The following is a 23,811-nucleotide window of genomic DNA, read 5'->3' on the forward strand; positions in this document are numbered from 1 at the left end:
GTCCCGCGCGGCAGCGCCAGCCCGACAAGATCGCCCGGCCCGATCCCCCGCCCGATCAGCAGGCGCGCAAGACGGTCGGAATGCTGCGCCAGCGCGCCAAAGCTCATTTCCGCGTCTTCGGTGACCAGAGCGGTCCGGGTCGCGTGATACGGCGCATCGGCCAGCAGATCCGGCAGCGTGCCCGGCAGCCCCTGGGGGGCGGGCAGCGGCAGGGGGGTTGCGGCATCCTGCAAGGACACGCGCATCACCTGCTGCTGCGCATCCCCGGCCACGGCATGCAGCATCCGGACAAGGCAATCCGCGATCATCCGCGCGGTTTCGGGCAAAAACAGGTCGCAGGCATATTCCAGCGTGCCGGTGATCCCGCCGGGCTGGCCCTTGTCGTCGTTTATCTCGGCCAGGTTGAAGTTCAGGTCGAATTTCGCGACATCAAGCTCCAGATCCAGCATTTCCGCCCCGACACCGCCCAGATCCAGCGCGGCCTCGCGGTTGTTCTGCAAGGACAGCATCACCTGGAACAGCGGATGATGCGACAACGAGCGTTCGGGGTTCAGCAGGGTCACCAGTTGCTCGAAGGGCAGGTCCTGATGCTCGTATGCTTCCAGTGCGCGGCTGCGGACCTGCGCCAGCAGATCGGCAAAGCGCGGATTGCCCGACAGGTCGTTGCGCAGCACCAACGTATTGACGAACAGGCCGATCTGATCGTCCAGCGCAGCCTCGGTCCGGCCCGCGACGGGGGTGCCGATGGCGATGTCGTCGCCCGCACCCAGCCGGGCCAGCGTGGCGGCCAGCGCCGCCTCCAGCACCATGAACAGCGTCGCGCCATGGGCCGAGGCAAGCTGCGCAAGCTGCCGGTGCAGGTCGGCGGGCAGGTCCAGCGGGCAATGCGCGCCGCGATGGCTGGCGATGGCGGGGCGTGGCAGATCGGCAGGCAGGTCCAGCCGCTGCGGCAGGTCCGCCAGCCGGTCGCGCCAATAGCCGATCTGGGCCGACATGGCGCTGGCCGGGTCCTCTTCGCTGCCCAGCCGGTCGCGCTGCCACAGCGTGAAGTCGGCATATTGGACCGGCAGCGGTGTCCAATCCGGCGCGTGTCCCGCAAGACGGGCGGCATAGGCGGTGGACAGATCCGCCGCCAGAGGCGCGACAGAGCCGCCATCCGCCGCGATGTGATGCAGCAGGAGCAGCAGGATATGCCGGTCGCCGGCCTCGGTGATCAGGGTCGCGCGCAGGGGCAGTTCGCGGCTCAGATCGAAGGGACGCGCGGATTCCAACCGCAGCGCGGCCAGTGACTGGTCCGCATCGTCCGTGCTGATCCGTGCCAGTTCCAGCCTTGCGGCGTCGGGCGGCAGGATCGACTGGCGGCCGGTATCCTCGGCCGGGAACAGCGTGCGCAGGCTTTCATGCCGTGTCACCAGATCGTTCAGCGCGGCCTCCAGCGCATCCTGATCCAATGCCCCGGTCAGGCGCAGGGCCAGCGGGATGTTATAGGTCGCGGAAGGACCCTCGAACTGTTGCAGAAACCACAGCCGCGCCTGAGCATAGGACAGCGGCAGGACCTCGGGCCGCGCTTGCGGCACCAGCGCCAGCGCATCCGCAGTGGCGGGCGCGACATCGCGGATGCGGCAGGCCAGCGCCTCGACGCTGGGGGTCTCAAACACCGCGCGGATCGGCAGAGAGACACCCATCCGGTCGCGGATCGCCGCCACCAGCCGCGTGGCCAGCAGCGAATGGCCGCCACGGTCGAAGAAGCTGTCGTCGATGCCGATGGACGGCAGGCCCAGCATTTCGGCAAACAACGCGGCCAGCGTTTCCTCGGTCGCATCGCGGGGCAAGCGTGTCGGCGTGGCGTCATGGTCCGGTGCGGGCAGCGCCTTGCGGTCCAGTTTCGCGCCATTGGCCGACATCGGCAGCGCATCCAGCCGGGTGAAGGATGCAGGCAGCATCCAGTCGGGCAGGGTTGCGGCCAGTTCCGCCCTCAGCGCCGCTGTGTCCAGTTCCGGTGTGGCGACATAGGCGGCCAGCTGGCGCAGGCCCGGCTGATCCTCGCGCAGGATCACCGCATTGGCGGGGTAGCCCGCGCGGGCGATGGCGGCCTCGATCTCGCCCGGTTCGATCCGGAAGCCACGGATCTTCACCTGAGTATCGGCGCGACCCAGATAGTCGATCTGCCCATCCTCGCGCCACTGCGCCAGATCGCCGGAACGATACATGCGCTGTCCGGGCCGGAACGGATCGGCGACAAAGCGTTCCGCCGTCAGATCGGGACGGTCCAGATAGCCACGCGCAACCCCGTCCCCGGCGATATACAGCTCTCCGGGGATACCCGCTGGTACGGGTTGCAGCGCATCGTCAAGGATATAGATCCGCGCATTCACATTGGGGCTGCCAAGCGGGGGCGCGACGGGGGCGCCGCCGGTCAGGACCGGGCTCATGGCGCAGCAGATGGTGATCTCGGTCGGGCCATAGGCATTGACCAGCCGGTGATTCTGCGACCAGGCGGCGGCGATATGGGGCGGGCAGGCCTCGCCGCCGACGATCACCGTTTCGGGCCAGCGCAACGCCGGGTCCAGCGTTGCCAGCACGCTTGGCGGGATCAGCGCATGGGTGATGCGGCCAGCGGTCAGCGCATGGGTCAGGTCGTCGCCCAGCACCCGGCCCGGCGGCGGCAGGACCAGCGTGGCACCGGCGGCAAAGGCCATCATCACCTCCATCACCGAGGCGTCGAAACTGATCGAGGCGAATTGCAGCACCCGGCTGTCGGCGGTGAGGCCAAAGCGTTCCACCTGTGCCACGGTCAGCGCGGGCAGCCCGGCATGGGGCACGACGACGCCCTTGGGCCGCCCGGTCGAGCCGGAGGTATAGATCACATATGCCGGGTGGCGCGGATCAAGCCCGATATCGGTGATGCGCGACGCGGGTGCGGCGGCGACGTCGCCACCGAAGCCCGCCGGATCGTCCAGAGCCAGCAGCCCGGCGCCCTGCGGCAGACGGTCCTGCAATCCGGTCAGGGTCAGCACCGCGCGCGGTTTCGCATCGGCTGCGATGAAGGCCAGCCGTTCGGCGGGCAGGTCGGGATCCAGCGGCAGGAACGCCGCGCCCGCCTTCATCACCCCCAGTATGGCCGCGATCATCCGGTCCGAGCGTGGCAGCATCAGCCCGACGCGATCCTCGGTCCCGATGCCGCGCGCGATCAGCGCATGGGCGATGCGGTTGGCCTGCTGGTCAAGCTGGCGATAGCTGACCGGCGCGCCATCCACGATCAGCGCGGCGGCGTCGCCACGTTCATCGGCGATCCGCTCGAACCAGTCGGGCACCGGGCGCACCGTCAGATCGCGCAGGTCCAGCCCGGCATCCGAGGTCAGCGCCGCAGCTTCGGCCGGATCGATCACCGGCAGGTCGGTCAGCCGCGCCTGCGGATCGCCGATCGCGGCCCGCAGCAACCGGTGGAAGCTGTCCAGCACCCGCCCGGCGCTGTCGGGGGTATAAAGATCCGCCGAATATTCCAGCGTGATCTCCATCCCGGCGGGGCGACCATCGGCGTCGTGTTCCTCGGCCACATGGAAGGCCAGATCGAATTTCGACGTTCCGGTATCGGCATCCATCGCCTGCAATGACAGACCCGGCAGCGTCAGGTCGGCGCGGGCGGTGTTCTGGACCTGCAACAGCACCTGAAACAGCGGATGGCGGGCCAGCGAACGGCTTGGGCTGAGATGTTCGACCAGTTCCTCGAAGGGCAGGTCCTGATGTTCCCAGGCGGCCAGATCGGTGCGGCGCGCGCGCTCCAGCAGGTCGGCAAAGCGGGGGTTGCCGCTGGCGTCCATCCTCAGGACCAGCGTGTTGACGAAGAAGCCGACCAGATCCTCCAGTGCCGGGTCAATGCGTCCCGCGACCGGGCTTCCCAGCGGGATGTCGTCGCCCGCCCCCAGACGCCGCAGCATCGCCGCCAGCGCGGTCTGCAAGACCATGAAGGGCGTGGCGCCGTGCTGTCGGGCAAGGTCCAGCAATGCCGCATGGGTGTCGGCTGGCAGCCGCAGAAGCAACTGCCCGCCGCCGCCGCTGGCCACGGCGGGACGTGGCGCGGCAAAGGGCAGGGCCAGCTCGTCGGGCAGGTCGGCCAGCGTTTCGCGCCAGAAGCCCAGCTGCCGGGACAGCTCGCTGTCGGGATCGTCGGATGTGCCGCACAGATCGGCCTGCCAGGTTGCATAATCGGCATATTGCACCGCCAGCGGTTGCCAGTCGGGCATCTGCCCGGCGCAGCGCGCGGCATAGGCCGCCGACAGGTCGCGCGCCAGCGGCGCCATCGAGGCCCCGTCACCCGCGATGTGATGCAGCACGATGACCAATGCGCCGCTGTCGGGGGCGGTGCGGATCAGGGTGACACGCAGCGGGCCTTCGGCCTGAAGGTCGAAGGCATGGGTGGCGGCCTCTGTCACGGCGCGATCCAGATGACCCGCGCCGGTTTCGATCAAATCCAGCACCGGCTGCATCTGCGCAGCGATATGCTGGCGGGGTTCGGCACCTGCGGGATATGTGGTGCGCAGGATCTCGTGCCGGGCGATGACATCGCCGATGGCAAGGCGCAGGGCGTCCTGATCCAGATACCCGCTGAACCGCAGCGCCACCGGGATGTTATAGGTCGAGCCGTGGCCGTCCAGCTGTTGCAGGAACCACAGTCGGCGCTGTGCGAAGGACATTGGCGGCATGCTGTCGCCACGCGGCAGGGCTTGCAACGGCGCGCGCGCGCTGGCGTTGCCCGGGGCCAGCCTGCGGGCCAGTTGCTCGACCGTGGGGGCTTCGAACAGCGCCCGGATCGGCAGGTCGGTCTGCAACTGGTTGCGGATGCGGCTGAACAGCCGGGTTGCCAGCAGCGAATGGCCGCCCAGATCGAAGAAATTGTCGTCGATCCCGACCGAGGGCAGGTCCAGCACCTCGGCGAACAGGCGGCAAAGAGTGGCTTCGTTCCGGGTGCGTGGCGGGCGGCCCTGGCCGCGCGACAGGTCGGGCGCCGGCAGGGCGCGGCGATCCAGCTTGCCATTGGGCGTCAACGGCAGCGCCTCCATCGCGATCACCGCCACCGGCACCATGTAATCCGGCAGCGTCTGGCCAAGCGTGTCGCGGAGCGCCTGCGGCTGGATCTCCGTGCCGGGCTCCGCCACGGCATAGGCGATCAGTTGCTTGCCCCGCGCCGGGTCGTCATGGGCGATCACCGCGACATCGTCGATGCCGGGCAGGCGGGCAATGGCGGTCTCGATCTCGCCGGGTTCGATGCGGAAGCCGCGGATCTTCACCTGGGTGTCGATCCGGCCCAGATAATCCAGCGAGCCATCGGCCAGCCAGCGCACCAGATCGCCGGTGCGATACATCATTTCCCCATCAGCGGCGGGCAGGAACCGCTCCTGCGTCATTTCGGGCAGGTCAAGATAGCCCTGCGCCACGCAGGCACCGGCCACATAAAGCTCTCCGGGGACACCGGCAGGCACGGGACGGCGCTGCGCATCCAGCACGAGGCAGCGGCAATTATCCACGGGCCGACCGATCGGCGGCAGATCGGGCCATTCGGCGGGATCGCCGCAGCCGGTCCAGCCGGTGCAGACATGGGTCTCGGTTGGGCCATAGTGATTGTGCAGGCGGCAATCGGGGTTGGCCGCGAACATCGCCCGCAGCGCAGGGGTCAGCCGCAACTGTTCGCCTGCGGTAATCACATCGCGCAGGTCGGGCAGGTCGGCGCCGCGCTGCTCCAGCGCCTCGGCCAGATGGCTGAGGGCCATGAAGGGCAGGAACACCCGTTCCAGCCGCAATTCGGCAATCCGGCGCGACAGCAGGTCGATATCGCGCACCTGATCCTGCGGCAGCAGGCACAGGCAGCCGCCCGAGGCCAGCGTGCTGAAGATTTCCTGAAACGCCACGTCAAAGCCAAGCGCCGCGAATTGCAGCACCCGCGCGCCCGGCCGCAAAGGCAGCGTGCGGCGTTGCCATTCCAGCAGGTTCACCAATGCGCGCTGATGCATCACCACGCCCTTGGGTCGCCCGGTAGATCCCGAGGTGAAGATCATGTAGCCCAGCCGATCGGGATCGTGCCGGTCCCGCCGGGGCCGGGTCGCAGATGCGCCGGACCATGCGGGGGCCGGATCGTCGGCCAGCAGCAGGCCGGTGCCCGTGGCCGGGTTCAACCTGCCTGCCTGCGGGGCATCCGCGATCAGGACCTTCGGGCGGGCATCTTCAAGCGCCTGATCCAGCCGGGTGGCGGGATAGGCCGGGTCCAGTGGAATATAGCCCGCCCCGGCCTTGAGGATGCCAAGGATCGCCGCGACCATGCGGATGCCGCGATGCGTGCAGATCGCCACCGCGTCGCCGGTGCCGACGCCCATGGATTGCAAGTGACGGGCGATGCGGTTGCCCTCGGCCTCCAGCCCGGCATAGCTGAGCGTGCCGTCCGGTCCTTCCAGCGCCGGGGCGTCCGGGGTGCGCTGTGCCTGATCCTCGAACAATGCGGCGATATCGGTGTCGTGCGATCCGGTTCGCGGACCGCGGCCAAGGTGCTGAAGCCGCGCGACCTCGTCGTCGGCCAGCAGCGGGATGTCCCCGATGGGACGCGCCGGATCGGCGATCACCGCCTGCAACAGCCGCTGAAAGCGCCCGACCAGCGCCTGCGCGGTGGCCTTGCTGAACAGGTCGGCGGCATATTCCAGCTCGCCCTCGATACCATCGCCGGGCATGTCCCACAGATGCAGGCTGAGGTCGAACCGTGCCACCGCAGCCGAGGCATCGCGCGCCGTCACCGTCAGGCCCGGCAGATCGACCGGCTGCGGGCGGCCCTGCTGCACGGCCAGCATGATCTGGAACAGCGGATGATGCGACAGCGAGCGTGCGGGATGCAGGTTTTCCACCAGTTGCTCGAACGGCAGTTGCTGATGCTCCCACGCGGCAAGGTCGCGGTCGCGCAACTGCGCCAGCAGATCGCGAAAGGCGGGATCGCCCGACGTATCCGCGCGCAGGACCAGAGTGTTGACGAACATCCCGACCAGCGGCTCAAGCGCGGCATCGTTGCGGCCCTCGACAGGGGTGCCGATCACGATATCCTCGCCCGCGCCAAGCCGCGTCAGCAACGCCGCCAGCGCGGCGTGAATGACCATGAACGGCGTCGCGCCCGAGCTTTGCGCCAGCTTCGACAGTCCGGCCTGCACCTGCGCGGGGATGTGGAACGGCACGGTTGCGCCGCGATGGCTGGCGACGGGCGGCCGCGGCATGTCGGTGGGCAGGCCATGAAGTTGCGGCAGATCCCGCAACGCCTCGCCCCACCATGCCATCTGCTGCGCCTGGCGGCTGTCGGGATCGGCGCCATCGCCCATCACCCGGTCCAGCCATTGCGCATAATCGGCATATTGCACGGTCAGCGGCGCCAGTTCCGGCGCATGACCATCCACGCGGGCGATATAGGCAGCGGACAGATCGCGCGCCAGCACAGCCATCGAGGCACCGTCGCCCGCGATATGATGCAACACCAGCAGCAGGCTGTGCCGGTCCTTGCCGCTGGTGAACAGCGTCACACGCAGCGGATGTTCAGCCGAAAGATCGAAATGGTGCAGCGCGGCGCTGGCCAGTTCGGCCTCCAGCGCGTCAGGCGTGGTGGCGACCATGGCGAATGCGGGGTCTGCATGTTCGTCGATCTGCTGGAACGGCTGGCCGTCCTCTTCGACAAAGCGGGTGCGCAGGGTCTCGTGCCGCGCGATCAGGTCGCCAAGCGCAAGGCGCAATGCGTCCCGGTCCAGCCTGCCCTGCAGGTCAAGCCGCATCGGGATGTTATAGCTGGCCGCCGCCTCGGCGCTGCCGTTGCGTTCCAGCCGTTGCAGGAACCACAGCCGGTTCTGCGCCGCCGACAGCGGGATGCGGGCGGGGCGGTCCTGCCGCACAAGCGCCGGCAGGGCGGGCCGCGACTGCCCCAATACCTGCGCCAGGGCGGCGGGCGTGGGATGCTGGAACAGCAGGCGCAGCGGCATCTCGGTCCGCAGCGCGGCGCGGATGCGGCTGGCAAGGCGGGTCGCCAGCAGCGAATGGCCGCCAAGCGCGAAGAAATCGTCATCCAGTCCGATCCGCTCGCGGTCCAGAACTTCGGCGAAGCTGGCGCAGATCGCGATTTCAGCCTGAGTCCGCGGCGCGCGATACGCGGCCAGAGCCGCCGTCAGATCGGGGCGCGGCAGCGCCTTGCGGTCGATCTTGCCATTCGGGGTCAGCGGGAAATCCGCCAGCGTGACGAATATGGCGGGGATCATATAGTCCGGCAACAGCGGGGCCAGCGCGGCGCGGATGGTGCCGCTGTCGTGATCCGTGCCGCAAAGCCATGCGACCAGAATGGGCGTGCCGCCTGCCCCCTCGGGCGCCATCACGACATTGCGGGAATAGCCTGCGGCGGAAAGGGCCGCCTCGATCTCGCCCAGCTCGACGCGGAACCCGCGGATCTTTACCTGATGATCCAGACGACCCAGATATTCCAGCATGTCGCCGCGACGGCGCACCAGATCGCCGGTGCGATACATACGCGCACCCGCCGCGAAGGGATCGGGCACGAACCGCTCGGCAGTCAGGTCGGGCCGATGCAGATAGCCCTGCGCCAGACCCTCGCCCGCGATGCACAGTTCCCCCGCCACGTTATCGGGAACAGGGCGCAGCCGGTCGTCCACGATGCGCAGTTGCGTGTTGTCGATGGCGCTGCCGATGCGGATCGGCTGGCCGGGCCGGACGCGGTCCATCAGCGACCAGATCGTGGTCTCGGTCGGGCCATACATGTTCCAGACCGCGCGGGCGGTCGTGGCCATCCAGTCGCCCAGATCCTGCGGCATGGCCTCGCCCCCGCACAGCAGGGTCAGCCCGCGGTCCGGCTGCCAGCCCGCATCGCGCAGCATCTGCCATGTCGCGGGGGTGGCCTGCATGATCGTGGGCCGCTGTTGATCCAGCGCCGCCGCCAGCGCCGCGCCGTCCGAGGTGACCCCGCGCGGCAGGATCGTCAGGCTGGCCCCGGCGATCAGCGGCAGGAACATTTCCAGCCCGGCGATGTCGAAGGTGATCGGCGTCACCGCCGCCAGCCGGTCCGAGGGCAGGATGCCGATCCGGTCTGCCATCGCATGCAGGAAGTTTTCCAGCGCGCCATGCGGGATCATCACGCCCTTGGGCCGCCCGGTCGAACCCGAGGTGAAGATCACATAGGCCGTATCCGTCGCCATCAGCGGGCGGCGGCGCTCTCTATCGGTGACGGGGCCGCCGTCATGTGCCGCCAGAGCCGTGGCAAGATCGGCCTGCGCCAATTGCCCGCAGCCCTTCGGCAGCGCGTCCTGTGCGGTCAGGTCACGCAGCAGCGCTTGCGTGCCCAACAGCAGCGAGGGCTGCGCCATGTCCAGCATATAGGCCAGCCGGTCGGCGGGGTGGTCGGGGTCCAGCGGCAGATAGGCCGCCCCCGCCGTCAACGTGCCCAGCAACGCCACCAGCATGTCGTTCGTCCGATCGGTGCCGATGGCGACGATATCGCCTGCGCCGATGCCCTGCGCCAGAAGCATGCGGGCAAAGCGGTTGGCGCGGGTCATCAGTCCGGCACGGTCGAGGCTGTGCTGCCGGTCCCTGACGGCCGGCGCGTCGGGCTGGCCTGCTGCCGCGATCAGCTCGGGCAGGCGCAGGTCGGGGTGACGGCGCGTGGCGGCCTTGTCGGCGCGGGTCAGGGCCTGCCGTTCGGTCTCGCTCAGCAAGACGATATCCGCCAGCGGCTGCGAAGGATCATCGCAGGCGGCGTGGAACAGGCGCTCCAGCCGCTCGGCCAGGGTGGCGATGCTGTGCCGGTCGAACAGATCGGTTGCGTATTCGATATCCAGTTCCAGCCCGCCTTCGCCCCCGGCACCGACCGGCGCGAAATCGAAGCTGAGGTCGAATCTTGCGTGGCTGCCCTGCAACCGCTGTTCGCGGATCGTGCAGCCGTGCAGGGTGCAATGCGGCTCGGCGGTGTTCTGCAACGCGACCAGCACCTGAAACAGCGGATGATGCGCCAATGAGCGGGTCGGATTCAGCGCCTCGACCAGTTCCTCGAAGGGCAGGTCCTGATGGTCGCTGGCGGCAAGACTGTTCTTGCGCAGCCGCTCGATCAGCATGTCCAGCGAGGGCGTGCCCGACAGATCGACACGGGTGACGACAGTATTGGTGAACAGCCCGACCAGGTTATCCAGCCCCGGTTCGGTCCGTCCGGCGACGGGCGCGCCAAGGACGATGTCCTGCCCCGCGCCCAGACGCGACAGCAGCGTGGCGACACCGGCCTGCAACAGCATGAACAGGGAGGCGTCCCTTGCCCCGGCCAGCGCCTGCATCTGCGCGGTCAAAGCGGCGGGCAGGGTGACCCGCAGCGTCTCGCCGCGATAGCTGGCGACGGGCGGGCGCGTCCGATCGGTTGGCAGTTCGATCTTTTCGGGGATATTTTCGAGGGTCTGCTTCCAGAACTGCAACTGCCTTGCATGGCGGGATTCGGGGTCGTTGCGGTCGCCCAGCAATGCGCGATGCCACAGCGTATAATCGCCATATTGCACCGGCAGCGCGGGCCAGTCGGGGGCGCGATCCGCCAGCCGCGCGGCATAGGCGGCGGACAGATCCGTGGCCAGCGGCGCCATCGAGGCCCCGTCACCCGCGATGTGATGGATCACCAGCAGCAGCACATGGTCCTGATCGCCCAGCCGGAACAGGGTCGCGGCCAGCGGCAGACCGTCGGCCAGATCCAGCACCTGCGCGGCGCCCTCGGCCAGCGCCGCATCCAGTTCGCCCTCGGTGACATCGCGCCGCCGCAATGTCAGCGCGGCATGGTCCAGCACCTCCTGCCGGGGGGTGTCAGCGGCGGGAAAGCGGGTGCGCAGGGCCTCGTGCCGGGCGATCACGTCGTTCAGCGCGGCCTGCAGGGCGTCGGCGTCCAGATCGCCCTCGATCCGCAGCGCCATCGGGATATTGTAGGTGGCCGAGGGCCCTTCCAGCTGGCTCAGGAACCACAGCCGCTGCTGCGCGAAGGACAGCGGCAGCTGGTCGGGGCGTGGTTGCGGGGTCAGCGCCGGGCGGGCGGGTTCCAACGCATCGTCGGCGGCGATGCGGGCGGCGAGGGTGGCGATGGCGGGGCAGTCGAAGATGGCGCGGATCGGCAGGTCGATGCCGAAGGCGGGACGGATGCGGCCGATCAGCCGCGTGGCCAGCAGGGAATCCCCGCCAAGCGCGAAGAAGCTGTCGTCGATGCCGACCTCGGTGGTGCCCAGCACCTCGGCGAAAAGGGCTGCCAGCGTGGCCTCGGTCCGGTTGCGCGGCGCGCGGCGGGGACCGGTGTGGGCTTCGGGTTCGGGCAGGGCGCGGCGGTCCAGCTTGCCGTTGGGGGTCAGCGGCAGGGCCTCCATCGCGACGAAGGCGGCGGGGACCATATAGTCGGGCAGCTCAGCGGCCAGCGTGCCGCGCAGCGCGTCGCGGTCGAGGTTTTCGGCCACGACATAGGCCACCAACTGCTTTTGTCCGGGGCGATCCTCACGCGCGATCACTGCCGATTGCGGATGGCCTGCGCGGGCGATGGCGGCCTCGATCTCGCCGGGCTCGATGCGGAAGCCGCGGATTTTCAGCTGCTGGTCGGCGCGGCCGATGAATTCGACCTGCCCATCCTCGCGCCACCGCGCCAGATCGCCCGAGCGATACATCCGCTGGCCGGGGCCGAAGGGATTGGCGACGAAGCGTTCCGCCGTCAGATCGGGCCGGTTCAGATAACCCTGCGCCAGACCGGAACCCGCGATATACAACTCGCCCACAACGCCAACAGGAACTGGGTGAAGGGAAGAGTCGAGGATGGCGATCTGGCCGTTGCGCAGCGGGTGGCCGATCACGACATCCTCACCCGTCACCTCGGCGAAGGTCGAGTCGATGGTGCCCTCGGTCGGGCCATAGGCGTTGAAGGCGGTGACGCCGGGCATCTGGACCGAACGCCATTGCGCGGGACTGACCGCCTCGCCGCCGAAGGCCACGATGCTGGGATATTTCTGGTCGCCCTCCAGCAGCCCGATCTCGCGCAGCTGCTCGAAATGGGTCGGGCCGACATCGATGGCGTCGATCTGCCGGTCGCGGCAATAGCTGACCATGCGGAAACCGTCGCGGCGGTCGTCGTCGGACAGCACATGCAATTCGTGCCCCGACACCATCCACAACAGACCGGCAAGCGAGGTGTCAAAGCTGAAGGGAGCGCTGACGGCCATGCGCAGACGGCGCCCCTTCGCCGCGCGCATAGGGTCATAGAAGGCGCCGCGATGCTGGGCCAGCAGGTTCGCGATATTGCCCTGGGCGATACGGACGCCCTTGGGCTGGCCGGTCGATCCCGAGGTGAAGATGATATAGGCCAGATCGTCCCTGGCCGCGACGGGCAGACCCTTGGCATGATCGGGCAGGGCGGCCAGTTGCGCCCGGGTGACATCCTTGTCCAGCAGGATCCAGCGGGCATCCAGCCCGTCCAGCCGGCGCGATGCCGCGGTGGTGCCAAGGATCAGCGTGCAATCGGCGCGTTGCGCCATGTCGCGCAGGCGTTCATCGGGCTGGTCCAGATCCAGCGTCACCCACGCCGCGCCGCTGCGGGCGATGGCCAGCATGGCGATCACGCCCTCGGCCCCGCGCGGCAGGGCGATGGCAACGGTTCGCCCCGGCGCGGCACCAAGCGCCACAAGATGCCGGGCAAGGCGGTTCACGCGACCCGACAGGGCGGTCCAATCCAGACACGCATCCTCGCAGACCAGCGCGATCTGATCGGGGGTTGCGGCGGCCTGTGCCGCGAAGGCCTCGATCAGCGAGGGCGCGGGGCGGTCGTCGCGCGGGCCGGGGATCAGCGATGCCTCGCCGTCTGCCAGCAGGCTCAGCCGGGCAAGACGCTGGTCGCTGTGCCGGGCCAGCAGTTCCAGCGCCGTGATGAAGCGGCGGCGCAACCGGTCGGCGCGGTCCTGCGCGATCACATCGGGGCGGGTGCTGAACTTGATCTCGAAGCACTCGCCCGGTGTCACGCCGATGCTGACCGGATAATGCGAGGTGTCACCGCCGCGATTGTCGTGAAACCGCGCCTCCAGCCCGGCCTGAGGGGCGTCACCCATGGGATAGTTCTCGAACACCACCAGCGTGTCGAACAGGCTGCCCTGACCCACCGCCTTCTGGATCTGCGCCAGCCCCAGATGGTCGTGATCCATCAGCGCGGCATGTTCGCGCTGGATGCGCCGCAGGGTTTCGGCCAGCGTCTCGGCCGGGCGCAGGGTCAGGCGCAGCGGAATGGTGTTGATAAACAATCCCACCATATGCTCGATCCCCGGCAGATCGGCGGAACGCCCCGAGGTGGTCGAGCCCAGAACCAGATCGTCGCGGCCCAGTTCGGTCCGCAGCACCATCGCCCATGCGGTCTGGATCAGCGTGTTCAACGTCAGGCCAAGATCGCGCGACAGGGCCTGCAATTCGTGGCTGAGGGTTTTCGACAGGTGATCCACATGCAATCGGGCGGGTGCCGAGGCTATCGCGCCACCGGCCAGCAGGGCGGGTTGCTCCAGCCCGTCGAAGGCGCCTTGCCACGCCTGTACGGCCATTCGTTCGTCGCGCGCATCAAGCCAGCGCAGATAGTCGCGCCATGCCGGTATCGCAGGCAGGGCCGCGTCATCGCCATCCGCGTGATAGAGCGCCAGAAGATCATGCAGAAACAGCGGGGTGGACCAGCCGTCCATGATGATATGGTGGTTGGTCAGGATCAGATGGTGGCGCTGTGCGGTCTCCTGCGCCAATGTGAAGCGCAGCAGCGGACCCTGATGCAGCGGCATGGGCTGCGCCATGTCCTGATCCTGCAAGGCTGCAAGGGCGGTTTCAGCAGGGCCGTCCAGCGCCACCTGCCGCCATGGCAGTTCGGGCGATGCCGGGATCGCCTGCACCGGCTGATCCAGCCCTTCATGCAGGAAGCTGGCGGTCTGGGCCGGGTGGCGGGCCAGCAATGCCGCGGTCGCGCGACGCAGCCGGTCGGGGTCCAGATCGCCTTTCAGCGTGAAGGTGATCTGCATCAGATAGATATCCTCGGCATCGCGGTCATAAAGCGCGTGGAACAGGAACCCCTGCTGCAAGGGCGACAGCGGCAGGATCTCGGCCAGCGGGGCACGGCTGGCTTCGATGGCGTCGATCTGGTGCTGGCGCAGCGCGCAGCCCGGCAGTTCCGAGGGGGTCAGCAGCCGCCCCGACGAGGCCGAGCAGACCTCTGCGATGCGGCGCAGGGCGGCCAGCCACAGTTCCGCCAGTTCGGCGATGTCATGCGAGCCGAACAATTCGCCCGCCCATGTCCAGTCGGCTTGCAGCCGGGGGGCCTCGCCCATGATCAGCGCGTTCAGTTCCAGCGCATGGGCCAGCGGCTGGCCAGGGGCGCCGCCCGACAGGGCCAGCCCTTCCGCTGCGATACGCCAGCCCGGCAGATCGCTGCGGGTATCGAACCGGCCAAGGAAGTTGAAGCCGATTTCGGGCGCGGCATGATCGGCCAGCGCCGCGCCCTCCGCCGTCAGATGACGCAGCAAGCCATAGCCGATGCCGTTGTCGGGGATCGCCGCCAGCGTTTCCTTGACCGATTTCAGCGCGGCCTCGACGGCGGGGGCGGGCAGCCGGGTCGGATCGCCGGGCAGACCGATATCCAGATGCAGCGGAAACAAGCTGGTGAACCAGCCAAGACTGCGCGACAGGTCGGCACCGGGCAGGATATCCTCTCGCCCGTGACCTTCGACGTTCAAGGTCAGGCCGGCATGGCCGTGCCAATGGGCGACGGCCAGCGCAAGGCCGGTCAGCAGCACATCGTTCATGCCCCCGCCGATGCGGCGGGTGGCATGGGTCATCAGCGCCTCGGTGGTGGCGGCATCCAGCGACACGTGCAGCAACGATTGCGTCCCGAAGCAGTCTATGGCCGGGTCAAGCGGGCGTTCTGTCAGCGGCTGTTGCCGTTGCCCGGCGATGTCGTGCCAAAGCGGCAACTGGTCCAGCCGGTCGCGCGCGGCGGCGGGCATGGCCAGCGCCCATTCGCGGAACGGTGTCGTCACAACGCCCAGTGCCGGGGTTCTGCCGTTCATGCGCGCGGCAAGCGCCTCGGCCAGATCAGGCAACAGGATGCGCCACGAGACACCATCGACGGCAAGGTGGTGGATGGTCAGCAGCAGACGCGCCTGATCCCCGGCCTTGAACAGCACCGCCTGCATCAGCCGGCCCTGTTCCGGGTCCAGCCGGGCGGCGGCTTCTGCGGCGGCGGTCTTCAGGCCGATATCCCATTCGCTGCCGGTCAGCGCGGCCACCCCGATCACCGTCAGGATATCTCCCTGCCGCGGGGTTTCGGGGATATGCAGGACGTTCTTGCCAGTGACGCGGGCGCCAAGGATCGGATGATGGGCCAGCAGGTCGTTCAACGCAGCGGACAGGGCGTCGGGATCGGTGCCCGGGATCTCCAGCAGCGCCGATTGCTGGAACCGCGACCAGTCGCCCCCCTGTGCGATCATGTCCAGCATGATCGGCGTCATCGGCAGATCGCCGGTCGCCGCAATGGCGGCGCGTGCGGTGGTTTCGGTCAGCGGCTGCGCGACCAGCGCCAGCGCCGCCACGGTCTGCTTTTGCACCACGTCGCGGGCGCTGAGGGTGATGCCTTCCTTTCTGGCGCGGGCGACCAGCTGGATCGACGAGATGGAATCGCCGCCAAGCGCGAAGAAGCTGTCGTCGATGCCGATCTCGGTGGTGCCCAGCACCTCGGCGAAAAGGGCGGCCAGCGTGGCCTCGGTCCGGTTGCGCGGCGCGCGGCGGGGTCCGGTGTGGGCTTCGGGTTCGGGCAGGGCGCGGCGGTCCAGCTTGCCGTTTGGCGTCAGCGGCAAGGCCTCCATCGCGACGAAGGCGGCGGGGACCATGTAATCGGGCAGCTCGGCGGCCAGCGCGCCGCGCAGCGCGTCGCGGTCGAGGTTTTCGGCCACGACATAGGCCACCAGCTGCTTCTGCCCGGGGCGGTCCTCACGCGCGATCACGGCGGATTGCGGATGGCCTGCGCGGGCGATGGCGGCCTCGATTTCGCCGGGCTCGATGCGGAAGCCGCGGATTTTCAGCTGCTGGTCGGCGCGGCCGATGAATTCGACCTGCCCATCCTCGCGCCACCGTGCCAGATCGCCCGAGCGATACATCCGCTGACCGGGGCTAAAGGGGTTGGCGACGAAGCGTTCCGCCGTCAGATCGGGCCGGTTCAGATAACCCTGCGCCAGACCAGAACCCGCGATATACAACTCGCCCACAACGCCAACCGGAACTGGGTGAAGGGAAGAGTCGAGGATCAGGAACTGGGCCCCTTTCAGCGGCCGCCCCAGCGTCACCTCTGCGCTGTCGGCCAGATGGGCCAGACTGGCATCGACGGTGAATTCGGTCGGTCCATAGACATTGCAGGCGCTGATGCCGGGCGTGTCGCGCAGGCGTTGCCACAGCGCCGGGGACATGCCTTCACCACCCAGCAGGATGACACGCGGGGCGGCGTCGCCTTCCAGCAGGCCGCAATTGCACAGAGCCTCGAAAAAGCCGGGGGTGCTGTCGATGAACTGGATTTTGCGGCGGTGCAGATGCGCCACCAGCGCCGGGCCGTCCTGACGGGTGTCGTCGTCGATCAGATCGACCTCGTGCCCGGCAACAAGGACCAGCAATTCCTCGAAGGCGGCATCGAATTGCAGCGGCGCGGTCAGGGCGGCGCGCATCGGGCCTTCGATCCCGGCATCGCGGGCCAGCATGTGGTAAAGCGGTTCCTGCCCCTGTGCCAGCATGGCGATCGAGGACTGCGGCACCACGACGCCCTTGGGCCGTCCGGTCGAACCCGAGGTGAAAATCACATAGGCCGCATCGTCGGGGCGGATCGGTCGGGGCAGTTCGGTCTGCGCCAGCGGGCAGGCGGCGATGTCCGGCTCGGCCTCCAGCGCGATGACGGGACAGGTGAAATCCAGCCCCTGGGCGGCCGCGCCGTGGGTCAGCGCCAGATCGGGGGCGAATTCCGCGACCATATCGGCCGCGCGGGTGGCAGAGGATGCCGCGTCGATGGTGACGAAGGCGGTGCCGGTGCGCAACGCCGCAAGGATCGCGACAATCGCCCGGTCCGAGCGGGTGACGGCCAGCGCGACCCTGCGGCCCGGCCCGGCACCCTGCGCCAGCATTGCGCGCGCCAGTCGGTTGACGCGCGCATCAAGCTGCGCCGCCGTCCATGCCTGATCGCGGAACCGCAGGGCGGGGGCGTCGGGTGCCTGTGCCGCGCGATCGGCGAAACGCTGTCCAAGCAGCCGGTGGTCGAAGTCCAGCGGACCGCCCTGGGCCAGCGCCAGAAGCTTATCCCGCCGGGATTGCGGCAGCAGCGCGGGACGCGTCACCGGCTGGGCGGGATCGTCCAGCATCGCCGCGATCATGCCGATAAAGGCATCGCGGATGCGGATCGCGGTCGTCTCGTCAAAGATGTCGTTGGCATATTCCAGCACGGCCTCCAGCCCGGCGGGCGTGCCGTCCGGGGCGGTGGCGTCGAACAGGTCGAGGCTCAGGTCGAATTTCGCCACCTCGGGCAGCAGGAACAGGTTCTTGCTGCATGCGCTGCCAAGCCGGGGCGTGATCCGGCCCAGAGGGGTCAGGGACAGCATCACCTGAAACAGCGGATGGGTGTGCGGTCGCCGGTGCAGATCAAGCCCGTCGATCACCAGATCGAAGGGCAGGTCGGCATGTTCGAAGGCCGCCAGATCGGTATCGCGCAGCCGGGTCAGCAGGGTGGTGAAATCGGGATGGCCTGAACAATCGGTCGGCAGGGCCAATGTGTTCACGAACATTCCGACGATATCGGTCAGCGCCGGGTCGTCGCGCCCGGCGACGGGCGTGCCGATGGCAAAGCGCGTCGATCCGCCAAGGCGGTGCAGGACAGCCGCCAGGGCGGTATGCAGCACCATGAACAGCGATGCGTCATGCGCCCGCGCCAGTTGCTCCAACCCCGCATGGGTGTCACCGTCCAGCCGGAAGGTCAGGCTGCGCCCGCGATAATCCGGTGCGCCGATGCGCGTCCGATCGGTTGGCAGCTCGATCTTTTCGGGGATGTTTTCGAGGGCCTGTTTCCAGAACTGCACCTGCCTTGCATGGCGGGATTCGGGGTCGTCGCGGTCGCCCAGCAATGCGCGATGCCACAGCGTATAATCGCCATATTGCACCGGCAGCGCGGGCCAGTCGGGGGCGCGATCCGCCAGCCGCGCGGCATAGGCGGCGGACAGATCCGTGGCCAGCGGCGCCATCGAGGCCCCGTCACCCGCGATGTGATGGATCACCAGCAGCAGCACATGGTCCTGATCGCCCAGCCGGAACAGGGTCGCGGCCAGCGGCAGACCGTCGGCCAGATCCAGCACCTGCGCGGCGCCCTCGGCCAGCGCCGCATCCAGTTCGCCCTCGGTGACATCGCGCCGCCGCAATGTCAGCGCGGCATGGTCCAGCACCTCCTGCCGGGGGGTGTCAGCGGCGGGAAAGCGGGTGCGCAGGGCCTCGTGCCGGGCGATCACGTCGTTCAGCGCGGCCTGCAGGGCGTCGGCGTCCAGATCGCCCTCGATCCGCAGCGCCATCGGGATGTTGTAGGTGGCCGAGGGCCCTTCCAGCTGGCTCAGGAACCACAGCCGCTGCTGCGCGAAGGACAGCGGCAGCTGGTCGGGGCGTGGTTGCGGGGTCAGCGCCGGGCGGGCGGGTTCCAACGCATCGTCGGCGGCGATGCGGGCGGCGAGGGTGGCGATGGCGGGGCAGTCGAAGATGGCGCGGATCGGCAGGTCGATGCCGAAGGCGGGACGGATGCGGCCGATCAGCCGCGTGGCCAGCAGGGAATCCCCGCCAAGCGCGAAGAAGCTGTCGTCGATGCCGACCTCGGTGGTGCCCAGCACCTCGGCGAAAAGGGCTGCCAGCGTGGCCTCGGTCCGGTTGCGCGGCGCGCGGCGGGGACCGGTGTGGGCTTCGGGTTCGGGCAGGGCGCGGCGGTCCAGCTTGCCGTTGGGGGTCAGCGGCAGGGCCTCCATCGCGACGAAGGCGGCGGGGACCATATAGTCGGGCAGTTCAGCGGCCAGAGCGCTGCGCAGCGCGTCGCGGTCGAGGTTTTCGGTCACGACATAGGCCACCAGCTGCTTCTGTCCGGGGCGGTCCTCTCGGGCGATGACGGCGGATTGCGGATGGCCTGCGCGGGCGATGGCGGCCTCGATCTCGCCGGGTTCGATGCGGAAGCCGCGAATTTTCAGCTGCTGGTCGGCGCGGCCGATGAACTCGACCTGCCCATCCTCGCGCCACCGCGCCAGATCGCCCGAGCGATACATTCGCTGGCCGGGGCTGAAGGGATTGGCGACGAAGCGTTCGGCGGTCAGATCGGGCCGGTTCAGGTAACCCTGCGCCAGACCCGAGCCCGCGATATACAACTCGCCCACAACACCAACGGGAACAGGCTGAAGGGACGCGTCGAGGATGTGGGCCTGCATATTGTCCAGCGGTCGCCCGATGGGCACGGCCCCTTCGGGCGAGGGGTCGATCTCGCAGGTCAGTGCGAAGGTGGTGGTTTCGGTCGGGCCATAGCCATTGACGATCCGCAGGTCGGGAAAGGATCGTTGCAGACGGCTGATCGCGGCAGGCGACAACACGTCCCCGCCCGCCCAAACCTGTTTCAGCCCGGCAAAGAAATCCGGCGTGGTACGGGTGAATTCGTTGAAGAGACCCGCCGTCAGCCAGGCGGAATCCACCCGATGTTGCTGGACGATACGGGTCATCTGCGCCGGATCCGTGGCTTCGCGCGGGCCGATGACGATGGTGCGCCCGGTCAGCAGCGGCATCCACAACTCGAAATTCGATGCGTCGAAGGCATGGGGCGAATGCAGCAGCACCCGCTGATGACCGCTGGCAAAACGGCGGTCGCGCGTGAAATCGGCAATGTCGCGGTGGCGGATCGCGACCCCCTTGGGCGTCCCGGTCGAGCCGGAGGTGAACATCACATAGGCCAGCGCATCCGGGTCGGGTCGTTGTGGATCAGGTGTCGCCGCAGGCAGGGTGTCGAGATCCAGCCGCAGCAGGTGGCGGGCGGCGATGTCGCGCCCGTTCATCGCAGCGTCGGCGATCAGATGCTTGGCCCCGGCGGTTTCGATGACTTCGGTCAGGCGCTGGTCGGGATGCAGTTCATGCAGCGGCACATAGTGCCCGCCGCATTTCAGCACCGCCAGCGAGGCCGCGATCACATCGGCCGAGCGGTGCAGCAGCAAGGCGACCGGCTGCCCCGCGGTCAGATCCTGCCTCTGCAAGGCCGCCGCGATGGCGTCCGAACGCGCGTCGATATCGGCAAAGCTGTGGCAGGTATCGCCGTCGATCACCGCGACCGCATCGGGTGTCCGTTCGGTGACGTCGGAGAAGAGTCCTGTGATCGTCGCGGGCGGCAGGTTGGTGAAGGTGTCGTTGAAACCCTCGATCCGTTGCGTCTCGGCGGCGGTCAGCAGGTTGATCGCGGCCAGCGGGCGTTCGGGCGCGGCCAGCGCGGCAGCGGCGAAGCCAAGGAAGCGGTCGAGATGGGCCTGCATCTGCGACGGCGTCGTGATCTCGGTATTGCCGTCGAAATTGACCGTAAAGACCGGGCTGCCGGGGATGCCGACGATGGTGATCGAGACATCCTGCACCGCCCCGTTCGACAGTGCCGTCAGCCGGGCCGGAATCCCGGCGAAATCGAAGTGATAGTCGAAGGGAACGATATTGATCCGCGGACCGAAGCCGCGCGCATCGCTTCCGGTCAGCTTCAGGATCTCGGCGCTGCGACAGCTCTGATGCTTGATGGCGTGGCGGATTCCGCTGCCGGTGGCGCGGGTCAGATCGGTCAGTGCGGTGTGGCTGTCCATATCCAGACGCAGCGGCACGACATTGGCCAGCATTCCCGGCGCATCGCGGGTGGCGCGGGCGCGGGCCGCCACCGGAAAGTCGAACAGCATCGAAGAACGCCCCGCGATGCGTTGCAGATAGGCGCCGGCCAGCGCCGTCAGGATCTGCGGCCAGCGGGCGCCGGCCGTCGTCTCGGCATCCAGCAATGCGCGGGCCAGATCGGCGGGCACGGGGGCGCTGGCGCGGTGATAGGCAGACGAGGTCCGATGCGGCGATCCGTCCAGCCCGGCAGGCTCTGGCGCATCGGCCAGGAATGCGCGCCATGCCTCCATGTCCCGCGCATGGCGGTCCGATGCGCGATAGCGTTCATCCTCGGACAGGATTGTCTGGACGCTGTCGGGCAGATCGTCGGCAAGGGCCGGCCCGCCGGTCAGTGCGGCATAATGCGCGGCCAGCCGGGTGTTCATCAACGAGCCGCTGAAGCCGTCCATGACCGCATGGTGATAGCGCTGGAACAGCACCGCGCCACCAGCCGCCAGCCGATACAGCACAAAGCTGTAGGGCGGTTCGGACACCAGATCATAGACATGGCGGCAGCGCCGCTGCATGTCGGTCTCGGCCTCTGCCATATCCGCGCAGTCGATGATGTCCAGCGCGCTGCCATGATCCTCGGTAAAGAACTGGCGCGGGCCATCGGGCGTGTCGATGATCCGCAGGCGCAGCGTGTCGAACTCGGCGACGCTGGCATCCAGCGCCCGGCGAAGCGCCCCGGTGTCGATGCTGCCCTGCAAATGCAGGTGGCCGCGCAGGTCCAGAAGGTCGTTGGTCGGATCAAGCTGCTGGGCGAACCAGATCTCTGCCTGAGGGGCCGAAAGCGGGCGCAGATGGCGGGTATTCATGGTCATCGGAAAAACTCCCGTATTCGGTCGGCGTCAGGCGGACAGCGGTGTCGGCAGGGCAGCGGCGGGCAGCGAGGCGGCGTGGCTCTGGCGTTCGACCAGCCGCGCATAGAATTCATGCGTCGCCACCAGATCGGCATGCGTGCCCGAGCCCGAGATCCGGCCGCTTTCGAGGAAATAGATCAGATCGGCATCGAAGACGGTGGACAGGCGATGCGCCACGACGATGTTGGTGCGGCCTGCGCGCAGACGGTCCAGCGAAGCCTTCACCTGCCGTTCGGTTTCTCCGTCCAGCGCCGAGGTGGCCTCGTCCAGGATCAGGATCTGCGGATCGCGCAGGAACATGCGGGCAATGGCGATGCGCTGGCGCTGGCCCCCCGACAGGTTGTTGCCCTGCTCGATCAGGTTCGTATCCAACCCGCGCGGCAGCGATTCGATAAAGCTCAGCGCATCGGCGCGGGCGGCGGCATCGCGGATCTGGTCGTCGGTGAATGTGCCGGTCAGCCCATAGGTGATGTTGTCGCGCACCGATCCTGGCATGACCGGCGCATTCTGCGGCACATAGCCGATCATGCGGCGCCAGTCCTGCAAGGGGATGCGCGTGACATCGGTGCCGTTCAGGGTGATCTGTCCCGAAACCGGCAGATAAAAGCGTTCGATCAGCGACAGGATGGTGCTTTTGCCGCTGCCGCTTGGCCCGACCAGCGCCGTGGTGGTGCCGGTGGCGAAAACCAGCGACAGATCCTTCAGAACCGGATGCTGCCGGGCGTCATCCGCCTGATAGGCGAAAGAGACATTCTCGAAGCGCAGTTCACCGGCGCGCGCGGGGGCGGGGTCGGCGGCGTCATATGCTTCCTCGGTCTCGTCCAGCAGGACGGCGATACGGGCGGACGCGCCCTTGGCACGCTGCAATTCGGCGATGAACATCGTCAGCTGCATCAGCGGCGAAATGACGTTCAGGATCGACAGGATGAAGGCGGTCAGGGTGCCCACGCTCATGGTGCCGACGGATACGCGGCTGGCGCCATAGATCAGGATGGTGACGATCGCCGCCGTCATCGCCAGCTGGATCACCGGCTCCAGCGTGGTGTTGATGGTCGAGCTGCGCATCCCCAGACGGCGCAGGTTTTCCAGCGCCTTGCCGATGCGGCGGCTTTCGCGCTGCTCGGCGGTGAAGGCCTTGACCAGTCGGATTTCGCTGAACACCTGGGTCAGCAGCCCGCTGAGCCGCGCGGCCTCGTCCTGGGTGCGGCGGCTGAGACCGTCCAGCAGCATCGACAGCGGCACCAGCACCGCGAAGGCCGCCAGCATCGCCCCCAGCAGGGTCATCGTCAGCGCGCTGTCCAGCGTATACAGAACCGCCGCCACGCCCAGCAGCATCATCGTGCCGGTGATCAGGTTGACCGCCTGTGTCGTGGTCAGCGCCGAGATGCTTTCACAGTCGCGCATGATCCGGCTGACCCTTTCGCCGCTGCCTTCGCGGTCGAAGGCGGGGATGGTCAGGCGCAGCATCTTGTCCGACAGGCGCTGGCGCAGATTGGCGACGATGTTGTGGCCGATCCGGGCCAGCAGCAGCGACGACAGCGCATTGAACAGCGTGGCCCCCAAAAGCGCGGCGATCAGGAAGGACATGGTTTCGCTGATCAGCCCGCCGCTGCCTGCCGTATCGACCACATTGCGCGTCAGCAGCGGAAAGATCAGCGAACAGGCGACGCCCGCCGCCGCGGCCAGGGTGGCGGCGATCAGGGCCGGGACCGAGGGTCGGCCTGCGCGGATCAGCCTCAACAGCGGCGAGAAACCGGATGCCATGTCATGTCCTCCATTCGGTCGGCGGGGTGCCGTTTTCCGAAGGTCAGCATGACGGCGATTCGGCGATCCGGCTAAACGCCCATTCCGCCTTGCATGTTCTGTCCCATACAGATGAGGGGGTTCGTTTCGGGGCGCCCGTCCGGCATTCAGGAAAACCTGCTTGTGATGCGCCAGAGATTGTTCTGATCGGGCAGATATGTCGCCATTC

Annotated in this window: 2 protein-coding genes (1 of these 2 running past the window's edge); both read right to left on the minus strand. The window is 68.1% G+C overall.

Translation table 11 applies throughout. From position 1 onward, the window contains the following. Nucleotides 1–21,800, minus strand: partial view of a non-ribosomal peptide synthase/polyketide synthase gene (locus JHW40_RS22730; protein WP_272849155.1) — the 5' portion only. Its footprint begins 3,064 nt before the window's first position; the window shows 21,800 of its 24,864 coding nt (coding positions 1–21,800); the start codon lies at nt 21,798–21,800; the stop codon falls past the left edge of the window. 27 nt (nt 21,801–21,827) lie between these two features. Beyond that, nucleotides 21,828–23,603, minus strand: coding sequence for an ABC transporter ATP-binding protein (locus tag JHW40_RS22735; RefSeq protein WP_170851721.1), 1,776 nt, complete (start codon nt 23,601–23,603; stop codon nt 21,828–21,830). Between the last annotated feature and the right edge of the window lie 208 nt (nt 23,604–23,811).

Origin of the sequence: Paracoccus alcaliphilus, from assembly GCF_028553725.1 — a bacterium.
Lineage (GTDB): Bacteria > Pseudomonadota > Alphaproteobacteria > Rhodobacterales > Rhodobacteraceae > Paracoccus > Paracoccus alcaliphilus.